Source organism: Humibacillus xanthopallidus (assembly GCF_044793955.1).
Lineage (GTDB): Bacteria > Actinomycetota > Actinomycetes > Actinomycetales > Dermatophilaceae > Humibacillus > Humibacillus xanthopallidus_C.
Genome location: NZ_CP084995.1, coordinates 1,095,809 through 1,113,864, shown reverse-complemented (window position 1 = coordinate 1,113,864; position 18,056 = coordinate 1,095,809). Strand labels below are relative to the sequence as shown.

Below are 18,056 nucleotides of genomic sequence, written 5' to 3'. Positions count from 1 at the left end.
GCGGGCGCGTGAAGCGGACGGATCGTTCTTTCGATCGGGCGGGTCGCTCTTTCGATCGGGCGGGTCGCTCTCTCGATCGGGCGGATTGCTCTCTCGATCGTCAGTCGAAGTGGACGTCGAGGCCGTGCAGGGGGAAGACCGCGCTGCGCGTCGCCATGATGGCCCGGTCCACCTCGCTCGCGGGGTCGTAGCCCATCTCCCACGAGCGCCACCAGAGCGGGCCGTCCTCGGCGGTGAGGTCGCCCATCCGGTGCGGGCCGGGCCGGCCGGTCACCCGCTCGACGTGGTCGCGCCACTCCTGCGGCACCGGCTCAGAAGTCTTGATCGGTGCGTGGGCAGCAATGGCCGTCAGGTGGGTCCACGAGCGCGGCACGACGTCGACGACCTCGTAGCCGCCGCCGCCGAGGGCGACCCACCGCCCCTGGCACACGTCGTGGGCCAGGCGGTGCATGGCATCAGCCGCCGAGCGCTGGGCGTCGACCGACACCGCGAAGTGGGCCAGCGGGTCCTCCACGTGCGTGTCGCAGCCGTGCTGGGTGACGAGCACGTCGGGCTTGAAGGCGCGCACGAGCGCGGGGACGGTGGCGTGGATGGCCCGCAGCCACCCGGCGTCGGGCAGCCCGGGCGGCAACGACACGTTGACGGTGTCGCCCTCGGCCTCGGGCCCGCCGATGTCGGTCGGCCAGCCGGTGCCGGGGAAGAGCGCCCGACCGCTCTCGTGCACCGAGATCGTCAGCACGCGCGGGTCGTCCCAGAAGATGCGCTCGACCCCGTCGCCGTGGTGCACGTCGAGGTCGACGTAGGCGACCCGCTCGGCACCGTTGGCGAGCAGCCACCGGATGCCGACGGCCGCGTCGTTGTAGACGCAGAAGCCGCTGGCCGCACCCGGCATCGCGTGGTGCAGGCCGCCGCAGAAGTTGACGGCGTGCTCCGCCTCGCCCGTCCACACCGCCCGGCAGCTCTCGAGGGTGCCGGTGACCACGCGTGCGCTGGCGTCGTGCATCCCGAGGAAGGCGGGGTCGTCCTCCGTGCCGAGGCCGTATGCCGTGTCGGCAGTCGCGGGGTCGACCGACGCCGCCTTGACGGCCGCGATGTAGTCGGCGTCGTGAACGGTCGCGAGCAGCTCGTCGCTCGCGACCTCGGCCCCGACGACCTCGACCCCGGGGGCGTCGAGCACCCCGAGCGCGTCGCAGAGGCGGGCGGTGAGGTCGAGCCGGATGGGCGCCATAGGGTGCATCGGACCGAAGTCATACCTCGTGAACGCGGTGTCCCAGACGACCCTGGCCTGACTTGGCATGATTGAGACGCTATCGCGGGAGACACCGCAGACGACGGAGGTTATGACCCATGGCACGCAACCGGCTCTTCGACGATGACGTCATCGTCATCGGGATGGGGCGGTTCGGCTCGGCCGTGGCGCTCGAGCTCACCCGACTCGGGCACCGGGTGATCGCCGTCGAGCGCAACAACCAGCTCGCCGAGAGCTTCGTCAACAAGGTGGCCAAGGTCGTGCACGCCGACATGGCGCAGGCGAGCGCCCTCGAGATGATCCGCAGCGCGGAGCCCAAGATCGCCGTCGTCGGCATCGGCAGCTCGGTCGAGTCGTCGGTGCTGGCCGCGGCCAACCTCGTCGACGCGGGCGTGCCGTCGATCTGGGCCAAGGCGCTGTCGCCCGAGCACAAGCGCATCCTCGACCGCATCGGGGTGCACCACGTCATCTCCCCCGAGGCCGACTCGGGACGCCGCGTCGCGCACCTCGTCAACGGCAAGCTGCTCGACTACATCGAGTTCGACGACGGCTTCGCCATCGTCAAGATCAAGCCGCCGAGCGAGACGATCGGCTTCACCCTCGAGCAGAGCCAGGTGCGCCGGAAGTACGGCGTCACCATCGTCGGCGTCAAGGCGCCGGGCGAGGACTTCACGTATGCCGTGCCGCAGACGAAGATCTCGGCGCACCACATGCTCATCGTCAGTGGCCCCACCGAGCTGATCGAGCGCTTCGCGGCCCGCCCCTGAGACGACCCGCCGGGGCGGTCGATCGGGCGGGCCGGCCCGCTCGTCCAGGCGAGTTCGCTTCTAGGACAAGCATGCCCGAGGCACGCCACTGCTAGGGGGACGGCGTGGTGAGGTGAGACGCGCGGTGCGGTCAGCGCGCGAGGTCGGGTGCGCGGTGCGGTCAGAGTCGCGGCGCGGCGCTCGGGTCGCTGCCGAGGGCGAGGACCATGGCGATCTCCTCCTCGCCGTCCTCCTCGCTGACGACGCCCATCGGCCGGCGGTAGTCGGTGGGGCGGAAGCCCATGCCGCTCGCGAAGGCCACTGCGCGACCGTTCTCGGTGCCGACCCAGTAGACGAGGTGCGACTGGCCGCGTGCCGCCGCGAGCGAGGCGCCCTGCTTGACGAGCCTCGTCGCGACGCCCGACCCGCGGGCGTCGGGGCGGACCCAGAGGCCGAAGAGCTCGCCGGCGTCACCCTCCTCCGACTCGGCCCTGCCGACGCTGACGACCCCGATCGCCTCTCCGGCGCGCTCGGCGACGAGGCGGGCCGACCGCCGCATCCGCTCTCGCCAGAGATCCTCGTCGAAGGCCTCCTCCTCGTCGACCGTCGCCACAAAGGCCTCGGGGGACTCACGCAATGCCGCGAGCCGGACCGAGCGGTAGTCCTGCCAGTCGTCCTCGCCGAGGGAGCGCACGCTGATGTCGGTCATGGGGTCAACCTTTGCATGCCCGGCCGTCCCGACGCACGCGCAAGCGGCAGCCGATCGGTGAACAGTCGGGGCGCCCCTGCCGCACGGACTCCGGCCGCCTCCCGACCGACCGCGCAAACGCCTGGGCGGCCCGCGGAGACACGTTCATCCCGGAAAGCATTGCCCTCATGGCTCGCTCGGTGGTGGTGCTCACCCACCGGCCTCAGCCCTGACCGGAGGCCAGCTGCTTGGAGCGGGCGGCAGCCGCCTCGATTGCCGTGACGAAGGCGGCTCGCACCTTGTGGTCGTCGAGCTGGCGCAGCGCCGCGACCGTCGTGCCGCCGGGCGAGCTGACCTGCTCCCGCAGAACGGTCGGGTGCTCGCCCGTCTCGCGCAGCATCGTGGCAGCGCCGTAGAGGGTCTGCACGACGAGCTCGGTCGAGGTCGCCCGTGGCAGGCCAAGCACCACGCCCGCCTCGATCATCGCCTCGACGACGTAGAAGATGTAGGCGGGCCCGCTGCCCGAGATCGCGGTGACGGCGTCGAGGTGCTTCTCAGCCAGCCGCACGACCTTGCCGCACGAGCTGAGCAGCGCCTCGGCCTCGGCCAGGTGGTCCTCGGTGCAGTGCCGCCCGGGCGAGATGCCGGACATGCCCTGGTCGACGAGAGCCGGGGTGTTGGGCATGACGCGCACGACCGACGTGCCCTCGGGCAGTCGTGACTCGAGCAGCTCGGTCGTGATGCCCGCCGCGAGCGAGATGACGGTGTTGCCCGGGGCGACGTGGTCACGCAGCTCGTCGAGCAGAGCCGTCATGTCCTGTGGCTTGACGCAGAGCACGAGGGTGTCGGCGAGGTCGGCCGCCTCCGCGTTCGAGAGGGCCCGCACGCCGTAGCGCTCGGCGAGCGCGTTGACCTTGTCGGGGGTGCGCCCCGTGACGATGAGGTCGGACGCCTCACGTCCCGAGCGGATGAGGCCGGAGACCAGCGTCTCGCCCATCACCCCTGCGCCGAAGATCGCGGTGGTCGTCATGACGGCCCCGTCAGTTCTTCGACGCGACGCCGCGCAGGAAGAACGCGACGTTGGCGGGCTTCTCGGCCATCCGCCGCATGAGGTAGCCGTACCACTCCTCGCCATAGGGGATGTAGACCCGCATCTGGTCGCCGCGGTCGGCGATGCGCTTCTGCTCCTCGGGCCGGATGCCGTAGAGCATCTGGTACTCGAAGGACTTCGGGTCGCGGCCGGCCTGGCCGGCGAGCGCCCCGGCGATCTCGATGAGGCGCGGGTCGTGCGACGCCACCATCGGGTAGCCCTCGCCCTGCATGAGGATCTTGAGGCACCGCACGTAGGACTTGTCGACGTCGGCCCCGGTCTGGAAGGCGACGGACTCGGGCTCCTTGTAGGCACCCTTGCAGAGGCGCACCCGCGAGCCCTCGTGCGCGAGGTCCCGGCAGTCGGCCTCGGTGCGGTAGAGATAGGACTGGAGCACCGCGCCGACGGTCGGGAAGTCGGCCCGCAGCTCGCGCAGGGCGTCGAGCGTCAGGTCCGTCGTCGTGTGGTCCTCCATGTCGAGCGTCACCGTCGTGCCGGCGCTGCGCGCGACCTCGCAGATCTCGCGGGCGTGGTCGAGGGCGATCGCGTTGCCGTCGCCCGGGAGGGCCTGGCCGAGCGCGCTCAGCTTGAGCGAGACCTCCACGGCCCCGCCCTCGGTGAGCCCCTGGTCGCGCAGGGCGGTGAGCAGCGACACGTAGGCGTCACGCGTGTGGCGGGCCTGCGCGAGGTCGGTGGTGTCCTCCCCGAGGTAGTCGATCGTCGACAGGCGGCCGGAGGCGCCGATCTCGGTGGCGGCGCCGACGACGTCGGCGTTGTCGACTCCGGGCACGAAGCGGCGCACGACGGAGCGTGACACCGGCGCCTTCTCGATGACGTCTCGGATCTTCTCCTGCTTGGACAGCTGCAGGAGCGAGTTGCGCAGCAGGTCGCTGGCGTCCACGGGTGCCTCCGGTCGGGCTCGAGTGCGGGTCGCCCGCAAATCTACCGCCGCGGGACCGGTGCCCTGGCGGGACCGTGCGGCAGACTCGACCGCGCGAGGACGAGTGGGATGACGAGCGGGACGACGAGCGGCAGGAGACCTGTGCAGGAGCGACCATCGGACGGCATACGGCTGCGGCTGCCGTCGCTCGACGAGCTGGGCGACGCGCTCGGCGCCGCGGCCACGGTGCTGCGGGCCAATGCGGCGGCGGCCGGCCTCGACGCGCCCGTGCCGACCTGCCCCGGGTGGACGGTGCGTGACCTTGTGGCGCATCAGGGCATGGTGCACCGCTGGGCGACGAGCCACCTGAGGGGCACTCCCGACACCGAGCCCGGCGCCTTCGAGCAGGCGGGGCTGGCGGCGCCCGACCTGCTCGGCTGGTTCGACGACGGCGCGACCGCGCTGCTGCAGGCGATCGTCGTCGCACCCGACGACCTCGCGGGCCGCCCCTTCCTGCGTGATGCCCCGCCGCCGCGGCTCTTCTGGGCGCGACGGCAGTGCCACGAGACGACCGTCCACGCGGTCGACGCCCTCGCGGCCCGGCTCGGACGCGCGCCGCGCCCCGACGAGACCTGGATCCGCGACGCCATCGCGATCGACGGCATCGACGAGCTGCTCACCGGCTTCGTGCCGCGGGCCAGGCAGGGTGTCACCCACGCGCCGCTCCGCCTCCTCGTCGCACCGATGTCGACGACGCGCGCGTGGCTGCTCGACATCGGCCCCGACCGGCCTCCCGTCGTCGAGCGACTCGACCTCGAGGCGGGCGCCGAGGTGCCTGCGCACGACGCCGTGCTGACCGGCGAGCCGGTCGAGCTCGCGCTGCGCCTGTGGAGTCGCGGCGGCGACCCGCGCGACGAGGTCGAGCGGTGGTGGACCGACACCGTGTCGGTCACGTGGTAGCCCCGCCGACCGAGGGTGCCCGATGGGGCAACATGTCGCGCTTGATGCTGTCGTGGGCACCAAATCGCATTCTCCCGAAATAGCACTCATAACTGGCCATGGGCTGCCAAAGAGATTGCCTGGGCACGCTATTTTGCTGCGTTCTGCACACACCCCATGAATTGCGGATCTACGCTCTGTGTTGACCGCGCGGGGGCACGGCCCTCGGGTGATCCGGAGAGGTGACGCGACGCGAATGCCTTGGGAAGCAAAGCGACTCGCGGCAATCCTCCCCCAATGACCAGATCCGACCGATGGGTGCGGCGCGGCGAGGTCGGGGGCATAAGCGAGGCATTCCTGCAACTCGGACTGGTGGACATAGACCGAACAAACGGTCCATTCACCGCTTTGTTGGAGGGAAAAGTGAAAATGCATTCACCTGGCGCCGGGGGGCGCGCCGCGAGAGCACGCACGTCTGTGGTCTCGTTCTTTGCCACGTTGGCCGTGATCGCCTCGAGCGCGCTCGCCATCACCGTGACAGCCATGCCTGCAAGTGCCGAGACGACCGGCAGTGGCGTCTCGTACAGCAAGGAGGGCTGCCGCAACGACGGCAGCATCGTCCTGCCGATCGGCGGCCAGTTCATCTGTCCGGACGGCGACTACACCCCGGGCAACCTCGGCCCGGGCTGGAACGAGCTCGACCTCGTGCCGTACCGCGTCACCGTCAAGGCGGGCAACTCCGCACCGGACAGCCAGAACCTTGCCTTTGCCATCGCCGTCGACAACTATGACGCCGGCAGGCCCGGCTATGACGTCATCAGCGCGCCAACCCTCAACACGGCGCACTCGTCCGCAACGGGCTGCACCACGTTCTCCTCGACGGCGCAGCAGTTCAAGAGCCCCGGCATCGGCAGCGCCGACATCACGCTCTACCGCATCGTGACGCTCAACAACCTTCCGGACAACACGGAGTGCGTCTACGACTTCTATGCCCGACTGGCGCTCGGCTCGCACCTCTACCCGGGCGCCTCCCTCCACTTCAACCTCGCCAACGATGACCTCGACACGTCGGGCATCGGGTCCAAGGAGATCTCGATCCCGGTCAACGCGATCCTGCCGCAGGAGCTGTCCAAGGACATGACGGCCACCCAGGACAGCGACCACGTGTGGAACGTCGTCAAGGAGCCGACCCCCGCGACCGTCAGCTTCGCTGACACGTGCACCGGCTCGACGAGCTACAGCCAGTCCGCGGAGATCACGGTGAGGTGGACGAAGCTGGCGGCCACACCGGACGGTGACATCACCATCGTCACCAACGTGTATGCCACGAACCCCGCCTCTCGCGTCATCACGGTCAACGTCAGCGACCAGATCAGGTCTGGCCTGAGTCCGGTGGGTGCTCCGGCGGTGTCCGGGCCGGTGGACGTCCCCGCGAACACGACCATGCTCGTGCTCACGCACACGACCACGGTGCCCTCGGGCACGACGGACCTCAACGACGTCGCCACGGCGACCTACACCGACAAGGTCACCGGTGTGAGCGTGCCGGGAGCGACCACGGCCACGGCGAGTGCCACGGTGCAGTCCTCGGGCGTCACCACGAACGGCACGGCGACGATCACCGACGTCGAGTCCATCACGGGCACTGGTCTCAGCTTCTCGACCGACTCGTTCACCGGCGCCTCCGGCTCGTTCGACAACGGCTACGTCGCCGGCACGAAGACGACGGGTCCGGTCTCGTGGACCTCTGACGAGCAGAGTGGCTCCGGCTCGGTGACCTTCACCAAGACGATCTACTCCACGTCCGCAATCGTCACGACCGGCACGCTGTCCGACACGGCGACTCTCACGGGATCAGACGGGTTCACCGCCTCGGCCGACGCCTCGATCGGCGTCTCCACCCAGGCGACCGGACGCGTCACGGTGTCCAAGACCGCCAGCCTCTCGATCGCCAAGGCTCTCGCCTTCACCTTCCACCTGCAGAACGCCCTGGTGGCGACGGGTGACATCGCGACGGTGGACCTTCCTGCCAACTCGACTGGGCCGGTGAGCTCGAACACGATCGGCGGACTCGACATCACGGGCTCGTACTCGTTCCACGAGGACGCCACGGCGCCGTACTCGGCTCAGGACACGGCGGCGAAGACCTTCGCCCTCGTGGCCGGTGACCCGAGCACCTGCGCTCTGACCTTCCCCGTGCACAACAGCGCTCCCGCAGCGTCCGCGAGGGTCAAGAAGGACACCGTGCCGGTCACCAGCGGTGACTGGACCTTCACGTTGACCGGACCCGGTGGACTGAGCGAGACGCTGAACAACGTCATGGCTGGCGACGGCTACGACGCCTTCGCGGCTCTGCTGAGCGTCGACGGCGGCACGTACACCATCACCGAGACCCAGCAGGCCGGCTACGACCTGACGGGCCTCACCGGTGACTTCGGCGGCGTGCCCGCCAGGGTCACGACGAACAAGCCGGCGCGGACCTGCTCGTTCACGCTCGACCTGACGACCGACAGCGGCAAGATCCTCTCCTGCGCCTTCACCAACACCCAGCGCGGGAAGATCATCGTCAAGAAGGTGACCGACCCGGTCACCTCGACGCAGTCGTTTGAGTTCGATCCGGACTACGGCGCGAACTTCTTCCTCCAGAACGGCGAGAGCAACGAGTCCTCACTGCTCGTGCCCGGCACCTACGCGGTGGACGAGCTGACGCCGAGTGGCTGGGACCAGACGAACGCAACGTGCGACGACGGAAGCACGGTCGACGCCATCGACCTGGCAGCCGGCGAGACGGTCACCTGCACGTTCACCAACACGCAGCGCGGCACGATCATCGTCAAGAAGGTCACCGACCCCACGGGCGCGACGCAGTCGTTCGAGTTCGACACGAGCTATGGCGCGAACTTCTTCCTGAAGGACGGCCAGCAGGCCGACTCCGGCCTGCTCGTGCCCGGCGACTACTCGGTCGACGAGCTCACCCCGACCGGGTGGGACCAAACCGGTGCGTCGTGTGACGACGGCAGCGACCCGAAGGCCATCGGCCTCGACGCCGGCGAGACGGTCACCTGCACGTTCACCAACACGCAGCGCGGCAAGATCATCGTCGTCAAGCAGACCGACCCCGACGGCTCGACGCAGAAGTTCGAGTTCGACACCAGCTACGGCGCGAACTTCGAGCTGAGCGACGGCCAGAGCCGCGACTCGGGCTACCTCGTCCCGGGCGATTACTCGGTCCTCGAGAACACCCCCAGCGGGTGGGACCTCACGAGTGCCACGTGCAACGACGGGAGCGACCCGGCAGCGATCAGCCTGCAGTCGGGTGAGGTCGTGACGTGTACGTTCAACAACCGGCAGCGCGGCACGATCATCGTCAAGAAGATCACCGACCCGACGACGGCCACCGACCTGTTCACCTACACGGGTCACGTGGCCGGCAGCATCGGCAACGGTGGCGCGATCTCGGTGCAGGACCTCGTCGCCGGCACGTACACCTCGACAGAGACCGTGCCGACCGGGTGGGACCTGACGGGCCTCAGCTGCGACGACGGCGCCAGCCCGACCGCGAGCACCACGAGCCTGGCCACCGCAAAGGCCACGTTCAAGCTCGACCCGGGTGAGACCGTGACCTGCACGTTCACCAACACGCAGCGCGGCAAGATCACGGCAAGAAGGTCACGCAACCTGCCGGCTCGAGCCAGCTGTTCGAGTTCGACCCGAACTACGCGGCGAACTTCAGCCTGGCCGACGGCGAGAGCAACGACTCGGGCCTGCTGCTTCCGGCCACGTACAGCGTCGCCGAGGTGAACATCCCAGCAGTCTGGGAGCTCATCACGAAGACGTGTGACGACGGGAGCGCAGTGACCGCGATCTCCGTCCAGCCGGGCGAGACCGTGACGTGCACCTTCACCAACCGGATGCGGGGCACGGCAAAGGTCGTCAAGACCGTTGCGAACCACGACGGCTCGAACCCGCAGCCGCCAACCGGCCTCGAGGTGTTCACCTTCCAGCTGCGCCAGGGAGCCACGGCGATCATCGGCAACCCGGGCACCGTCCTGGAGACCAAGGTCGCCAACGCCGCCAATGCCGGAGAGTTCACCTTTGCCACGCTTCTCACGCCTGGGGACCACTACCAGGTGTGTGAGCAGCTGCCCGACACGGGTTGGATCATCAACCTCGGCGCGGCGCAGTTCGTGCCCGAGCAGTACCTCGCGGACGGCGTGACGCTCAACCCGGGCGTCGTCAACAACGTCTACTGCCTGGACTTCGTCGCTCAGACCGGTCCGGACCCGACGGTGTTCGAGGTGCTCAACAACCGGCCGCCGGGTGGTTTCGGCCTCACCATCGGCTACTGGAAGAACTGGGCTTCGTGCGCGAAGTCGGCTCTCAAGTCGAAGAACTCGCTCGACATCGCACTCGCCAAGTACGGTGCCACCGGGATGGTCGTCTCGGCGACGAGCGGCGGCTGGCCAGTGTTCGGCATCGACTACTACCTGACGCTCAAGGCGGGAGCCAACGAGCAGAAGGCAGTGGACTGTGCCAAGGCAGTCAACCTGCTCAACAAGTCGACGATCGATGGCAAGAAGAAGATGGCGAGTGATCCCGCCTTCAACCTCGCGGCACAGCTCGTGGCGGCCCAGCTGAACTACAAGGCCGACGCGGCGACGACCGTCACCGCTCAGATCAACCAGTCGGTGCTGCTGCTCGGCAAGTACAAGTTCAACGGGCTGTCTCACGCAGCCATCAGTGCGGCTGACGCGGCGACGATGAACAGCCTCGCTACCACGCTGGACAAGTACAACAACAACGTGCTGTGACGGCTGGCGCCTGAATCGCACACGGACGGGGACCGGTTCGCCGGTCCCCGTTCCGCTGCCCCGGATGCCTCGACGTCCCGGCCAGGATCGGGTAGACAGCGACATGCCGCCGTCACCTCGGCCGGCAGAACGGCACGAGCAAGGGAGCAGGTATGCCGTCACTGGGCTTCGGGCGCACCGTGCAGTCCGCGATCTATGGAGCGGGAGCCTTCGGCCATCGGCCGCTCGTGCCCACCGACAGCACGGCTCTCGAGGCCGCCGCACGAAGGACCATGTCCCGCAATGGTTTTGGCTACGTCGCTGGCTCAGCAGGATCGGAGGCGACGGCGCGAGCCAACGTCGCCGCCTTCGACCGTTGGCAGGTGGTCCCCCGCATGCTCGTCGACACCACGGCGCGCGACACCGGCGTCGAGCTCTTCGGCCGTCGGCACGAGAGCCCCCTGCTCGTCGCCCCGGTCGGCGTGCTGTCGATGGCGCACGACGAGGCCGACCTTGCCCTGGCCCGGGGAGCGCGGCAGCAACACGTCACCCAGATCATCAGCACCCAGGCCTCCGTCCCGATGGAGGAGATCGCGAGCACGCTGCGCGGCTCCAGCCACTGGTACCAGCTCTACTGGAGCAGCGACGACGACCTCGTCGCGAGTCTCGTGGCCCGCGCCGAGGCCTGCGGAAGCGAGGCGCTCGTCGTGACGCTCGACACGGCATACCTCGGCTGGCGCCCCCGCGACCTCGACCTCGGGCACCTTCCCTTCGCCCGTGGCGAGGGGATCGCCCAGTACACGTCCGACCCCGTCTTCCAGCGGCGCGTCGCGGAGCGGGTGGCCCGGCAGTCGGCCGAGCGGTCCTCCCCGTCGAACAGCGCGGAGACGCAGCCACGCCCACGACCGACTGCCGCTGCCATCGGCACCCTGCTGTCGATGAGCCGCAACCACCCGGGGCGCACCCGCGACAACCTCACCGCTAAGGAGCCGCGTGCCGCCGTCGAGACCTTCCTCGAGGTCTTCAGCCGTCCGTCGCTGACGTGGGACGACCTGCCGCGGCTGCGCGAGCTGACCAGCCTGCCCATCGTGCTCAAGGGGATCCTGCACCCCGACGACGCCCGGCGCGCCGTCGACGCCGGCATGGACGGCATCTACGTCTCCAACCACGGCGGTCGACAGGTCGACCGGTCGGTGGCCGCGCTCGACGCGCTTCCGGACGTCGTGGCCGCGGTGCGTGACGCCGGATCCTCCGCCCCGATCATCTTCGACAGCGGGATCCGTTGCGGGGCAGACGTCTTCACCGCCCTTGCTCTCGGCGCCACGGCCGTGGGGATCGGGCGGCCGCACGTCTATGGCCTTGCCCTCGCCGGCTCCGACGGCGTCGCCGAGGTGCTGCGCAACCTGCGTGCCGAGCTCGACCTCCAGATGGGGCTCACGGGCTGCGCCTCCCTCGCCGATGTCACCGTCGACCGCCTGCGCCGGGCGCCCTGACCACCTGACGGCTGGCCCCCGGGACTCGACGGGTGAAACGGCTCGACGCCGTCGCGACCGGTGGCGCAGGATCGAGCCATGCCCGCCCTCGACCACCTGAGCAAGGACGCGTTCCCCAAGTCGGCGACCTACGACGCGCGGTGGCTCGTCGACCTCGACATGGGTCCGCACCCACTGTGGCTCCTCGAGGACCTTGCCACGGACCTCGACCTGCGCCCGGGCATGCGCGTGCTCGACCTCGGCTCGGGGCTCGGTGCCACGTCGGTCTTCCTCGCCAAGGAATACGGCGTCGACGTGGTCGCAGCCGACCTGTGGGTCGACCCGACCGAGGCCGCCGCTGTCTTCCGCACGGAGGGCGTCGCCGACCGCGTCCTGCCGATGCGGGTCGACGCGCACGCACTGCCCTTCGGCCACGGCACCTTCGACGCGATCGTCAGCATCGACGCCTGGGAGTACTTCGGCACGGCCGACAGCTACCCGCCCTACCTCGCGAAGTTCCTCGTGCCCGGTGGGCAGCTCGGGGTCGCGACGCCCGCCCTGACCACCGAGGTGCGCGAGCTCGGCGAGATCCCCGAGCACATCGACCGGGTCGTCGGCGCCGAGAGCGCCGCGTGGCACACCGCCGAGTGGCTGCGCAGCCAGTGGGCCTTCAGTCGCGCCTTCGCCTCGGTCACGGCGCGCACCCAGGACGACGGGTGCGCCAACTGGCTGCTGTGGGAGCGCGCGGTGCTCGAGCTCAAGGGCGAGCACTCCTCCCCCGTGCAGAGCATGCTCGAGGCGGACGGCGGCGCCTTCATCACCTTCGCCCTCGTCACGGGGAGGGTCGGGTGAGGGTCCGCATGAGTCTCACCGGCACCGACCTCGTCCACCTGCGTCGTGCCGTCGCCCTCGCCCGGCAGGCCCTCGACCGCGGCGACGAGCCCTTCGGCTCGCTGCTCGTCTCGGAGCAGGGCGAGGTGCTCTTCGAGGACCACAACCACGTCGTGGCGCTCGAGGCCACCCAGCACCCCGAGTTCGCGATCGCCCGCTGGGCGGGCACCCACCTCTCCCCGCGGGAGCGGGCCGCCTCGACCGTCTACACCTCCGGCGAGCACTGCCCGATGTGCGCCGCGGCGCACGGGTGGGCCGGCCTCGGTCGCATCGTGTATGCCGCGAGCTCGGCGCAGCTGACCGCGTGGCGCGCGTCGTGGGGTGGGCCCGCGAGCCCGGTGACGGCATACCCCATCGGCGCCCTGGTGCCGGGGATCGTCGTCGACGGGCCGGCGCCCGAGCTCGAGGACGAGGTGCGCGGGCTCCATGCGCGCTTCGCCGGCGTCGACCCGCCATCGGATTCCTGACCGACACCGCTGCGAAACCGCGACGCAACACGAGGCGTCGAGACTGGAGCGGGTAGGGAGCGGTGAGACCGTCGACGAAGGTCGCACGCATGAGGCGTCGCGCCGGCGTTCCGCTCATGGCGAACAGACTCGGAACCTGAGCCCCTCACGCTCAGGATGGGGAACAGGAGCCCCACCGGCGACGTTGGTCGGGGTGTGCTCGTCGACAGCGGGCCAGCGTGTGCACGGATAGCATCGAGATGTCTCTCGATCAGTCAGGAGAAGGAACATGTTCGAACGGTTCACCGACAGGGCCCGGAGGGTGGTTGTCCTCGCGCAGGAGGAAGCACGCCTGCTCAACCACAACTACATCGGGACCGAGCACATCCTCCTGGGTCTGATCCACGAAGGCGAAGGCGTCGCCGCGAAGGCCCTCGAGTCGCTCGACATCTCGCTCGAGGCGGTGCGGGCCCAGGTCCAGGAGATCATCGGCCAGGGGCAGCAGGCCCCGACCGGCCACATCCCCTTCACGCCCCGCGCGAAGAAGGTCCTCGAGTACTCGCTCCGCGAGGCGCTCCAGCTCGGCCACAGCTACATCGGCACCGAGCACATCCTGCTCGGGCTCATCCGCGAGGGCGAGGGCGTCGCCGCCCAGGTCCTCGTCAAGCTCGGCGCGGAGCTCAACAAGGTCCGCCAGCAGGTCATCCAGCTGCTCTCCGGCTACCAGGGTGGCCAGAGCGGCGACAAGGCCGGCGCCGGCGTCGGCCCCGGTCAGGCCGAGGGCACCCCCGCGGGCTCGCTCGTGCTCGACCAGTTCGGTCGCAACCTCACGCAGGCTGCCCGCGAGGGCAAGCTCGACCCGGTCATCGGGCGCGAGAAGGAGATCGAGCGCGTCATGCAGGTGCTGTCGCGCCGCACCAAGAACAACCCCGTCCTCATCGGCGAGCCCGGCGTCGGCAAGACCGCCGTCGTCGAGGGCCTGGCCCAGGACATCGTCAAGGGCGAGGTGCCCGAGACGCTCAAGGACAAGCAGCTCTACACCCTCGACCTCGGCTCGCTCGTAGCCGGCAGCCGCTACCGCGGTGACTTCGAGGAGCGGCTGAAGAAGGTCCTCAAGGAGATCCGCACCCGCGGCGACATCATCATCTTCATCGACGAGATCCACACGCTCGTCGGTGCGGGTGCCGCCGAGGGCGCCATCGACGCCGCGTCGATCCTCAAGCCGATGCTCGCCCGTGGTGAGCTGCAGACGATCGGTGCGACGACGCTCGACGAGTACCGCAAGCACATCGAGAAGGACTCGGCCCTCGAGCGGCGCTTCCAGCCGATCCAGGTGGCCGAGCCGACGCTGCCGCACGCCATCGAGATCCTCAAGGGTCTGCGCGACCGCTACGAGGCCCACCACCGCGTGACGATCACCGACGGCGCGCTCGTCGCGGCGGCCAACATGGCCGACCGCTACGTCAACGACCGCTTCCTGCCCGACAAGGCGATCGACCTCATCGACGAGGCGGGCGCGCGACTGCGCATCCGCCGCATGACGGCTCCGCCGGACCTGCGCGAGTTCGACGAGAAGATCGCCGCTCTCGTGCGCGAGAAGGAGTCGGCCATCGACGGCCAGGACTTCGAGCGTGCGGCGCGGGTGCGCGACGACGAGAAGCGCCTCCGCCAGGAGAAGGCCGCCCGTGAGGCCCAGTGGAAGTCGGGCGACATGGACGTCGTGGCCGAGGTCGACGAGGAGCTCATCGCCGAGGTCCTGGCTGCGAGCACCGGCATCCCGGTGTTCAAGCTGACCGAGGAGGAGAGCAGCCGCCTGCTCCACATGGAGGACGAGCTGCACAAGCGCATCGTCGGCATGAACGACGCCGTCAAGGCGCTCTCGCAGGCGATCCGCCGCACCCGGGCCGGACTGAAGGACCCGCGCCGCCCCGGTGGCTCGTTCATCTTCGCCGGCCCAACCGGTGTCGGCAAGACCGAGCTCGCCAAGACGCTCGCCGAGTTCCTCTTCGGCAGCGAGGACGCGCTGATCCAGCTCGACATGTCCGAGTACTCCGAGAAGCACACGGTCAGCCGGCTCTTCGGCTCGCCTCCCGGCTACGTCGGCTACGAAGAGGGCGGTCAGCTCACCGAGAAGGTGCGCCGCAAGCCGTTCTCCGTCGTGCTCTTCGACGAGGTCGAGAAGGCCCACCCGGAGATCTTCAACTCGCTGCTGCAGGTGCTCGAGGACGGCCGCCTCACCGACTCGCAGGGTCGGATGGTCGACTTCAAGAACACCGTCATCATCATGACGACCAACCTCGGCACGCGAGACATCTCCAAGGCCAGCATGGGCTTCTCGCAGGGTCCCGACAGCCGCTCCGACTACGAGCGGATGAAGAACAAGGTCACCGACGAGCTCAAGCAGCACTTCCGCCCGGAGTTCCTCAACCGCGTCGACGACACCATCGTGTTCCCGCACCTCACCAAGGACGAGATCACGCAGATCGTCGACCTCGAGATCGCCAAGCTCGACAAGCGGCTCAAGGACAAGGACATGGGCATCGTGCTCACGCAGGGCGCCAAGGACCTGCTCGCCAAGAAGGGCTACGACCCCGTGCTCGGTGCGCGCCCGCTGCGCCGCACCATCCAGCGCGAGATCGAGGACGCCCTGTCCGAGAAGATCCTCTACGCCGAGTTCCTGTCGGGCCAGTACATCGAGGTCGGCACCGAGGGTGAGGGCAAGGCCGAGAAGTTCACCTTCTCCGACATGGCCCACCCCGACGCCGAGCACCGCCCGGCCGACGACCTGCAGGAGCTGCCCGAGGGCCCCGCGCTCGACGACGCCCTCGGTGTCAACGTCACCGCTGGCCCGCCGACCGTTCCCGACGACCAGATCTACCCCGACGCCGGCCTGACCGGCACGGAGCGCTGACCCGGCGCCGCACGGGCACCACCGCACGACCGGAGGGGTCGGGGACATCGTCCCCGGCCCCTTCGCCGTCCCCGGCCGTCGTCTACCGTGGGCCCGTGATCTTCCCGTCCCCACCGACCGCTCGGCGCCGCACCACGGTCGCGCTCGTCGTGCCGCTCGCCCTCGCCCTGGCGCTGGGCGCCTGCACGGGCGAGACCGGTGCGGGAGCCACCGCGGAGACACCGGGGTCGGCGGCGGCGGCCGGGTCGACCGGCTCTGGGTCGTCAGGCTCGGGCGGCACGCCCACGGCGGGCGTCACCGTCACCGGGGCGCCGGCCGCGCTCTCGGCGCTCGTGACGAGGCTGTATGCCGGGAGCGACGTCGGCGGGTCGGCCTCACCGAGCGCCGCTGCCGCCCTCAGGGCTCGCACGGCCGGTCCCGCGCAGGTCAAGGCCACGGCATCGACGGGCTCGTGGCGCGGCACGCCCATCGCGGTCGTCACCGCCGGCCGCGACGTCACCCTCGCGGTCGGACCGACCTGGAAGGTCGTCGGCGGCTGGTGGCCCTCCCTCGGCGTCGACACCCCGAGCCTCGGGAAGGGCGGTCCCCGCTGGCTGCTCGCGATCGGCTCCGACGCGCGCAAGGGCCAGGCGCTCGACCGCACGCGCGCCGACGTCCTGCAGGTCATCGGCGTCGACGGCGCGGGTGGCGGGGGCGTGATGGGGATGGCCCGAGACCTCTGGGTCCCGCTCAGCACGGGCGGCAAGGGCAAGATCAACTCCGCCATGGTCTTCGGCGGTCCGGAGGCGCAGGTCGCGACGGTGAAGGCAGCAACCGGCCTGCCGATCGAGGGCTACGTCCTGCTGGGCTTCACCGGCTTCAAGCGGATCGTCGACGACCAGGGGGGCCTGCCGATGGTCATCCCCCGCACCGTCGTCGCGTCCCACGCCAAGGACCTCGTCATCAAGGCCGGCCCGCAGACCCTGTCCGGGGCGCAGGCACTCGCCTACGCCCGCGAGCGCAAGACGCTGCCCGACGGCGACTTCGGCCGCTCACGCCACCAGGGCGAGGTCATCCTCGCGGCGGCGGTCAAGGCCAAGCTTGCCGGGCCGGCAGCGATCCCCAGCGCCCTCACGAGCTTCAGCGAGGTGGGCGAGAGCGACCTGTCGGCCGAGCAGATCCTCACCTTCACCGCCGGGCTGCACACCCTCAACCCGCTGCAGGTCGGGCGCGACGTGGCCAAGGGGCCCTTCGGCACCGCCGCCGGGCAGTCGATCGTCGTGCTCGGCGCCGAGGCCCGGCGCCTCTTCGCCTCCTTCCGCGACGGGAACCTCTCGTGACGGCCGGCCCTGCGGGCGAGCGCACCGAGCGCCCCACCGACGATCGCATCGACGATCGCACCGACGACAGCGCCGACCTGCGCGCCCGCACGGTCATCCGGCGCGCACGCACGTCCGACGTGCGCGGCATCCGGGATCTCGTGGCCCCGCTGGCCGAGCGTCGCGTGCTCGTGAGCAAGGAGGCGGTGACCTACTTCGAGAGCCTGCAGGAGTTCCGCGTCGCCGAGCTCGACGGGCGCATCGTCGGCTGCGGGGCGCTGCACGTCATGTGGGAGGACCTCGCCGAGATCCGCACGCTCGCCGTGGCCGGCGACATGCTCGGCACGGGGCTCGGCGGCCGGCTCCTCGAGGAGCTCGTCGACGACGCCCGCGCGATCGGGGTCCAGCGGCTCTTCTGCCTGACCTTCGAGGTCGGCTTCTTCACCCGGCACGGCTTCACCGAGATCGAGGGGCAGGCGGTCTCGGGCGAGGTCTACGCCGAGCTGCTGCGCTCCTACGACGAGGGCGTCGCGGAGTTCCTCGACCTCGAGCGGGTCAAGCCCAACACCCTGGGCAACCACCGGATGCTCCGCACCCTCTGACCCCCTCCCCGGTCGAGTGGCCACTCCGTGCCGCCCCTCCCCGGTCGAGTGGCC

At 69.9% G+C, this 18,056-nt stretch carries 14 protein-coding genes; 10 read left to right on the top strand and 4 right to left on the bottom strand.

Features of this window, described 5'->3' with window-relative positions:
- Positions 1-100: 100 nt before the first annotated feature.
- On the bottom strand, positions 101-1,297 hold the full coding sequence (locus LG278_RS05070) for an acetoin utilization protein AcuC (RefSeq protein ID WP_404391572.1): 1,197 nt from the start codon (positions 1,295-1,297) through the stop codon (positions 101-103).
- A gap of 50 nt (positions 1,298-1,347) precedes the next feature.
- On the opposite strand from LG278_RS05070, the gene LG278_RS05065 reads away from it, so the two are divergent.
- Positions 1,348-2,016: a TrkA family potassium uptake protein gene (locus tag LG278_RS05065; protein ID WP_141842030.1), complete on the top strand. Its 669-nt coding sequence runs from the start codon at positions 1,348-1,350 to the stop codon at positions 2,014-2,016.
- A gap of 160 nt (positions 2,017-2,176) precedes the next feature.
- Here the strand turns inward: LG278_RS05065 and LG278_RS05060 are convergent, their stop codons facing one another.
- From LG278_RS05060 to LG278_RS05050, 3 genes are all read right to left on the bottom strand, one after another.
- The gene (locus tag LG278_RS05060) at positions 2,177-2,704 is read right to left on the bottom strand and encodes a GNAT family N-acetyltransferase (RefSeq protein WP_404391570.1); all 528 of its coding nucleotides are present in this window, start codon (positions 2,702-2,704) and stop codon (positions 2,177-2,179) included.
- Positions 2,705-2,906: 202 nt separating this feature from the next.
- Positions 2,907-3,713: a pyrroline-5-carboxylate reductase gene (gene proC / locus LG278_RS05055; RefSeq protein WP_404391568.1), complete on the bottom strand. Its 807-nt coding sequence runs from the start codon at positions 3,711-3,713 to the stop codon at positions 2,907-2,909.
- A 10-nt stretch (positions 3,714-3,723) separates the two neighbouring features.
- On the bottom strand, positions 3,724-4,674 hold the full coding sequence (locus LG278_RS05050) for a proline dehydrogenase family protein (protein ID WP_404391566.1): 951 nt from the start codon (positions 4,672-4,674) through the stop codon (positions 3,724-3,726).
- 141 nt (positions 4,675-4,815) lie between these two features.
- On the opposite strand from LG278_RS05050, the gene LG278_RS05045 reads away from it, so the two are divergent.
- From LG278_RS05045 to LG278_RS05005, 9 genes are all read left to right on the top strand, one after another.
- Positions 4,816-5,613 (top strand): maleylpyruvate isomerase N-terminal domain-containing protein, encoded by a 798-nt coding sequence (locus LG278_RS05045; RefSeq protein WP_404391564.1) that lies wholly within the window; start codon positions 4,816-4,818, stop codon positions 5,611-5,613.
- Positions 5,614-6,135: 522 nt separating this feature from the next.
- Positions 6,136-9,393, top strand: coding sequence for a hypothetical protein (locus LG278_RS05040; protein ID WP_404391562.1), 3,258 nt, complete (start codon positions 6,136-6,138; stop codon positions 9,391-9,393).
- On the top strand, positions 9,390-10,403 hold the full coding sequence (locus LG278_RS05035; RefSeq protein ID WP_404391560.1) for a hypothetical protein: 1,014 nt from the start codon (positions 9,390-9,392) through the stop codon (positions 10,401-10,403). The genes LG278_RS05040 and LG278_RS05035 overlap by 4 nt, the downstream gene beginning before the upstream one ends.
- 152 nt (positions 10,404-10,555) lie before the next feature.
- Positions 10,556-11,875, top strand: a complete 1,320-nt coding sequence (locus tag LG278_RS05030; protein ID WP_404391558.1) for an alpha-hydroxy-acid oxidizing protein — start codon at positions 10,556-10,558, stop codon at positions 11,873-11,875.
- A 78-nt stretch (positions 11,876-11,953) separates the two neighbouring features.
- Positions 11,954-12,706, top strand: a complete 753-nt coding sequence (locus LG278_RS05025) for an SAM-dependent methyltransferase (protein WP_404391557.1) — start codon at positions 11,954-11,956, stop codon at positions 12,704-12,706.
- 8 nt (positions 12,707-12,714) lie between these two features.
- Positions 12,715-13,212 carry a nucleoside deaminase gene (locus LG278_RS05020; RefSeq protein WP_404391555.1) on the top strand — a complete coding sequence of 166 codons (498 nt, stop codon included), beginning with the start codon at positions 12,715-12,717 and terminating at the stop codon, positions 13,210-13,212.
- A 268-nt stretch (positions 13,213-13,480) separates the two neighbouring features.
- The gene (locus LG278_RS05015; RefSeq protein WP_404391553.1) at positions 13,481-16,102 is read left to right on the top strand and encodes an ATP-dependent Clp protease ATP-binding subunit; all 2,622 of its coding nucleotides are present in this window, start codon (positions 13,481-13,483) and stop codon (positions 16,100-16,102) included.
- Positions 16,103-16,197: 95 nt separating this feature from the next.
- Entirely contained in the window at positions 16,198-17,421 is a 1,224-nt protein-coding gene (locus LG278_RS05010; RefSeq protein ID WP_404391551.1) for an LCP family protein, read from the top strand.
- Positions 17,422-17,498: 77 nt separating this feature from the next.
- Positions 17,499-18,002 (top strand): amino-acid N-acetyltransferase, encoded by a 504-nt coding sequence (locus tag LG278_RS05005; protein WP_404393534.1) that lies wholly within the window; start codon positions 17,499-17,501, stop codon positions 18,000-18,002.
- Positions 18,003-18,056: the final 54 nt, after the last annotated feature.

Excerpts from the sequence above, each read along its gene's own strand:
- LG278_RS05070 (WP_404391572.1), bottom strand. The coding sequence starts at position 1,297 with ATGCCAAGTCAGGCCAGGGTCGTCTGGGACACCGCGTTCACGAGGTAT.
- LG278_RS05030 (WP_404391558.1), top strand. The coding sequence starts at position 10,556 with ATGCCGTCACTGGGCTTCGGGCGCACCGTGCAGTCCGCGATCTATGGA.
- LG278_RS05025 (WP_404391557.1), top strand. The coding sequence starts at position 11,954 with ATGCCCGCCCTCGACCACCTGAGCAAGGACGCGTTCCCCAAGTCGGCG.
- proC (WP_404391568.1), bottom strand. The coding sequence starts at position 3,713 with ATGACGACCACCGCGATCTTCGGCGCAGGGGTGATGGGCGAGACGCTG.
- LG278_RS05015 (WP_404391553.1), top strand. The coding sequence starts at position 13,481 with ATGTTCGAACGGTTCACCGACAGGGCCCGGAGGGTGGTTGTCCTCGCG.
- LG278_RS05040 (WP_404391562.1), top strand. The coding sequence starts at position 6,136 with ATGCCTGCAAGTGCCGAGACGACCGGCAGTGGCGTCTCGTACAGCAAG.
- LG278_RS05065 (WP_141842030.1), top strand. The coding sequence starts at position 1,348 with ATGGCACGCAACCGGCTCTTCGACGATGACGTCATCGTCATCGGGATG.
- LG278_RS05020 (WP_404391555.1), top strand. The coding sequence starts at position 12,715 with ATGAGTCTCACCGGCACCGACCTCGTCCACCTGCGTCGTGCCGTCGCC.
- LG278_RS05060 (WP_404391570.1), bottom strand. The coding sequence starts at position 2,704 with ATGACCGACATCAGCGTGCGCTCCCTCGGCGAGGACGACTGGCAGGAC.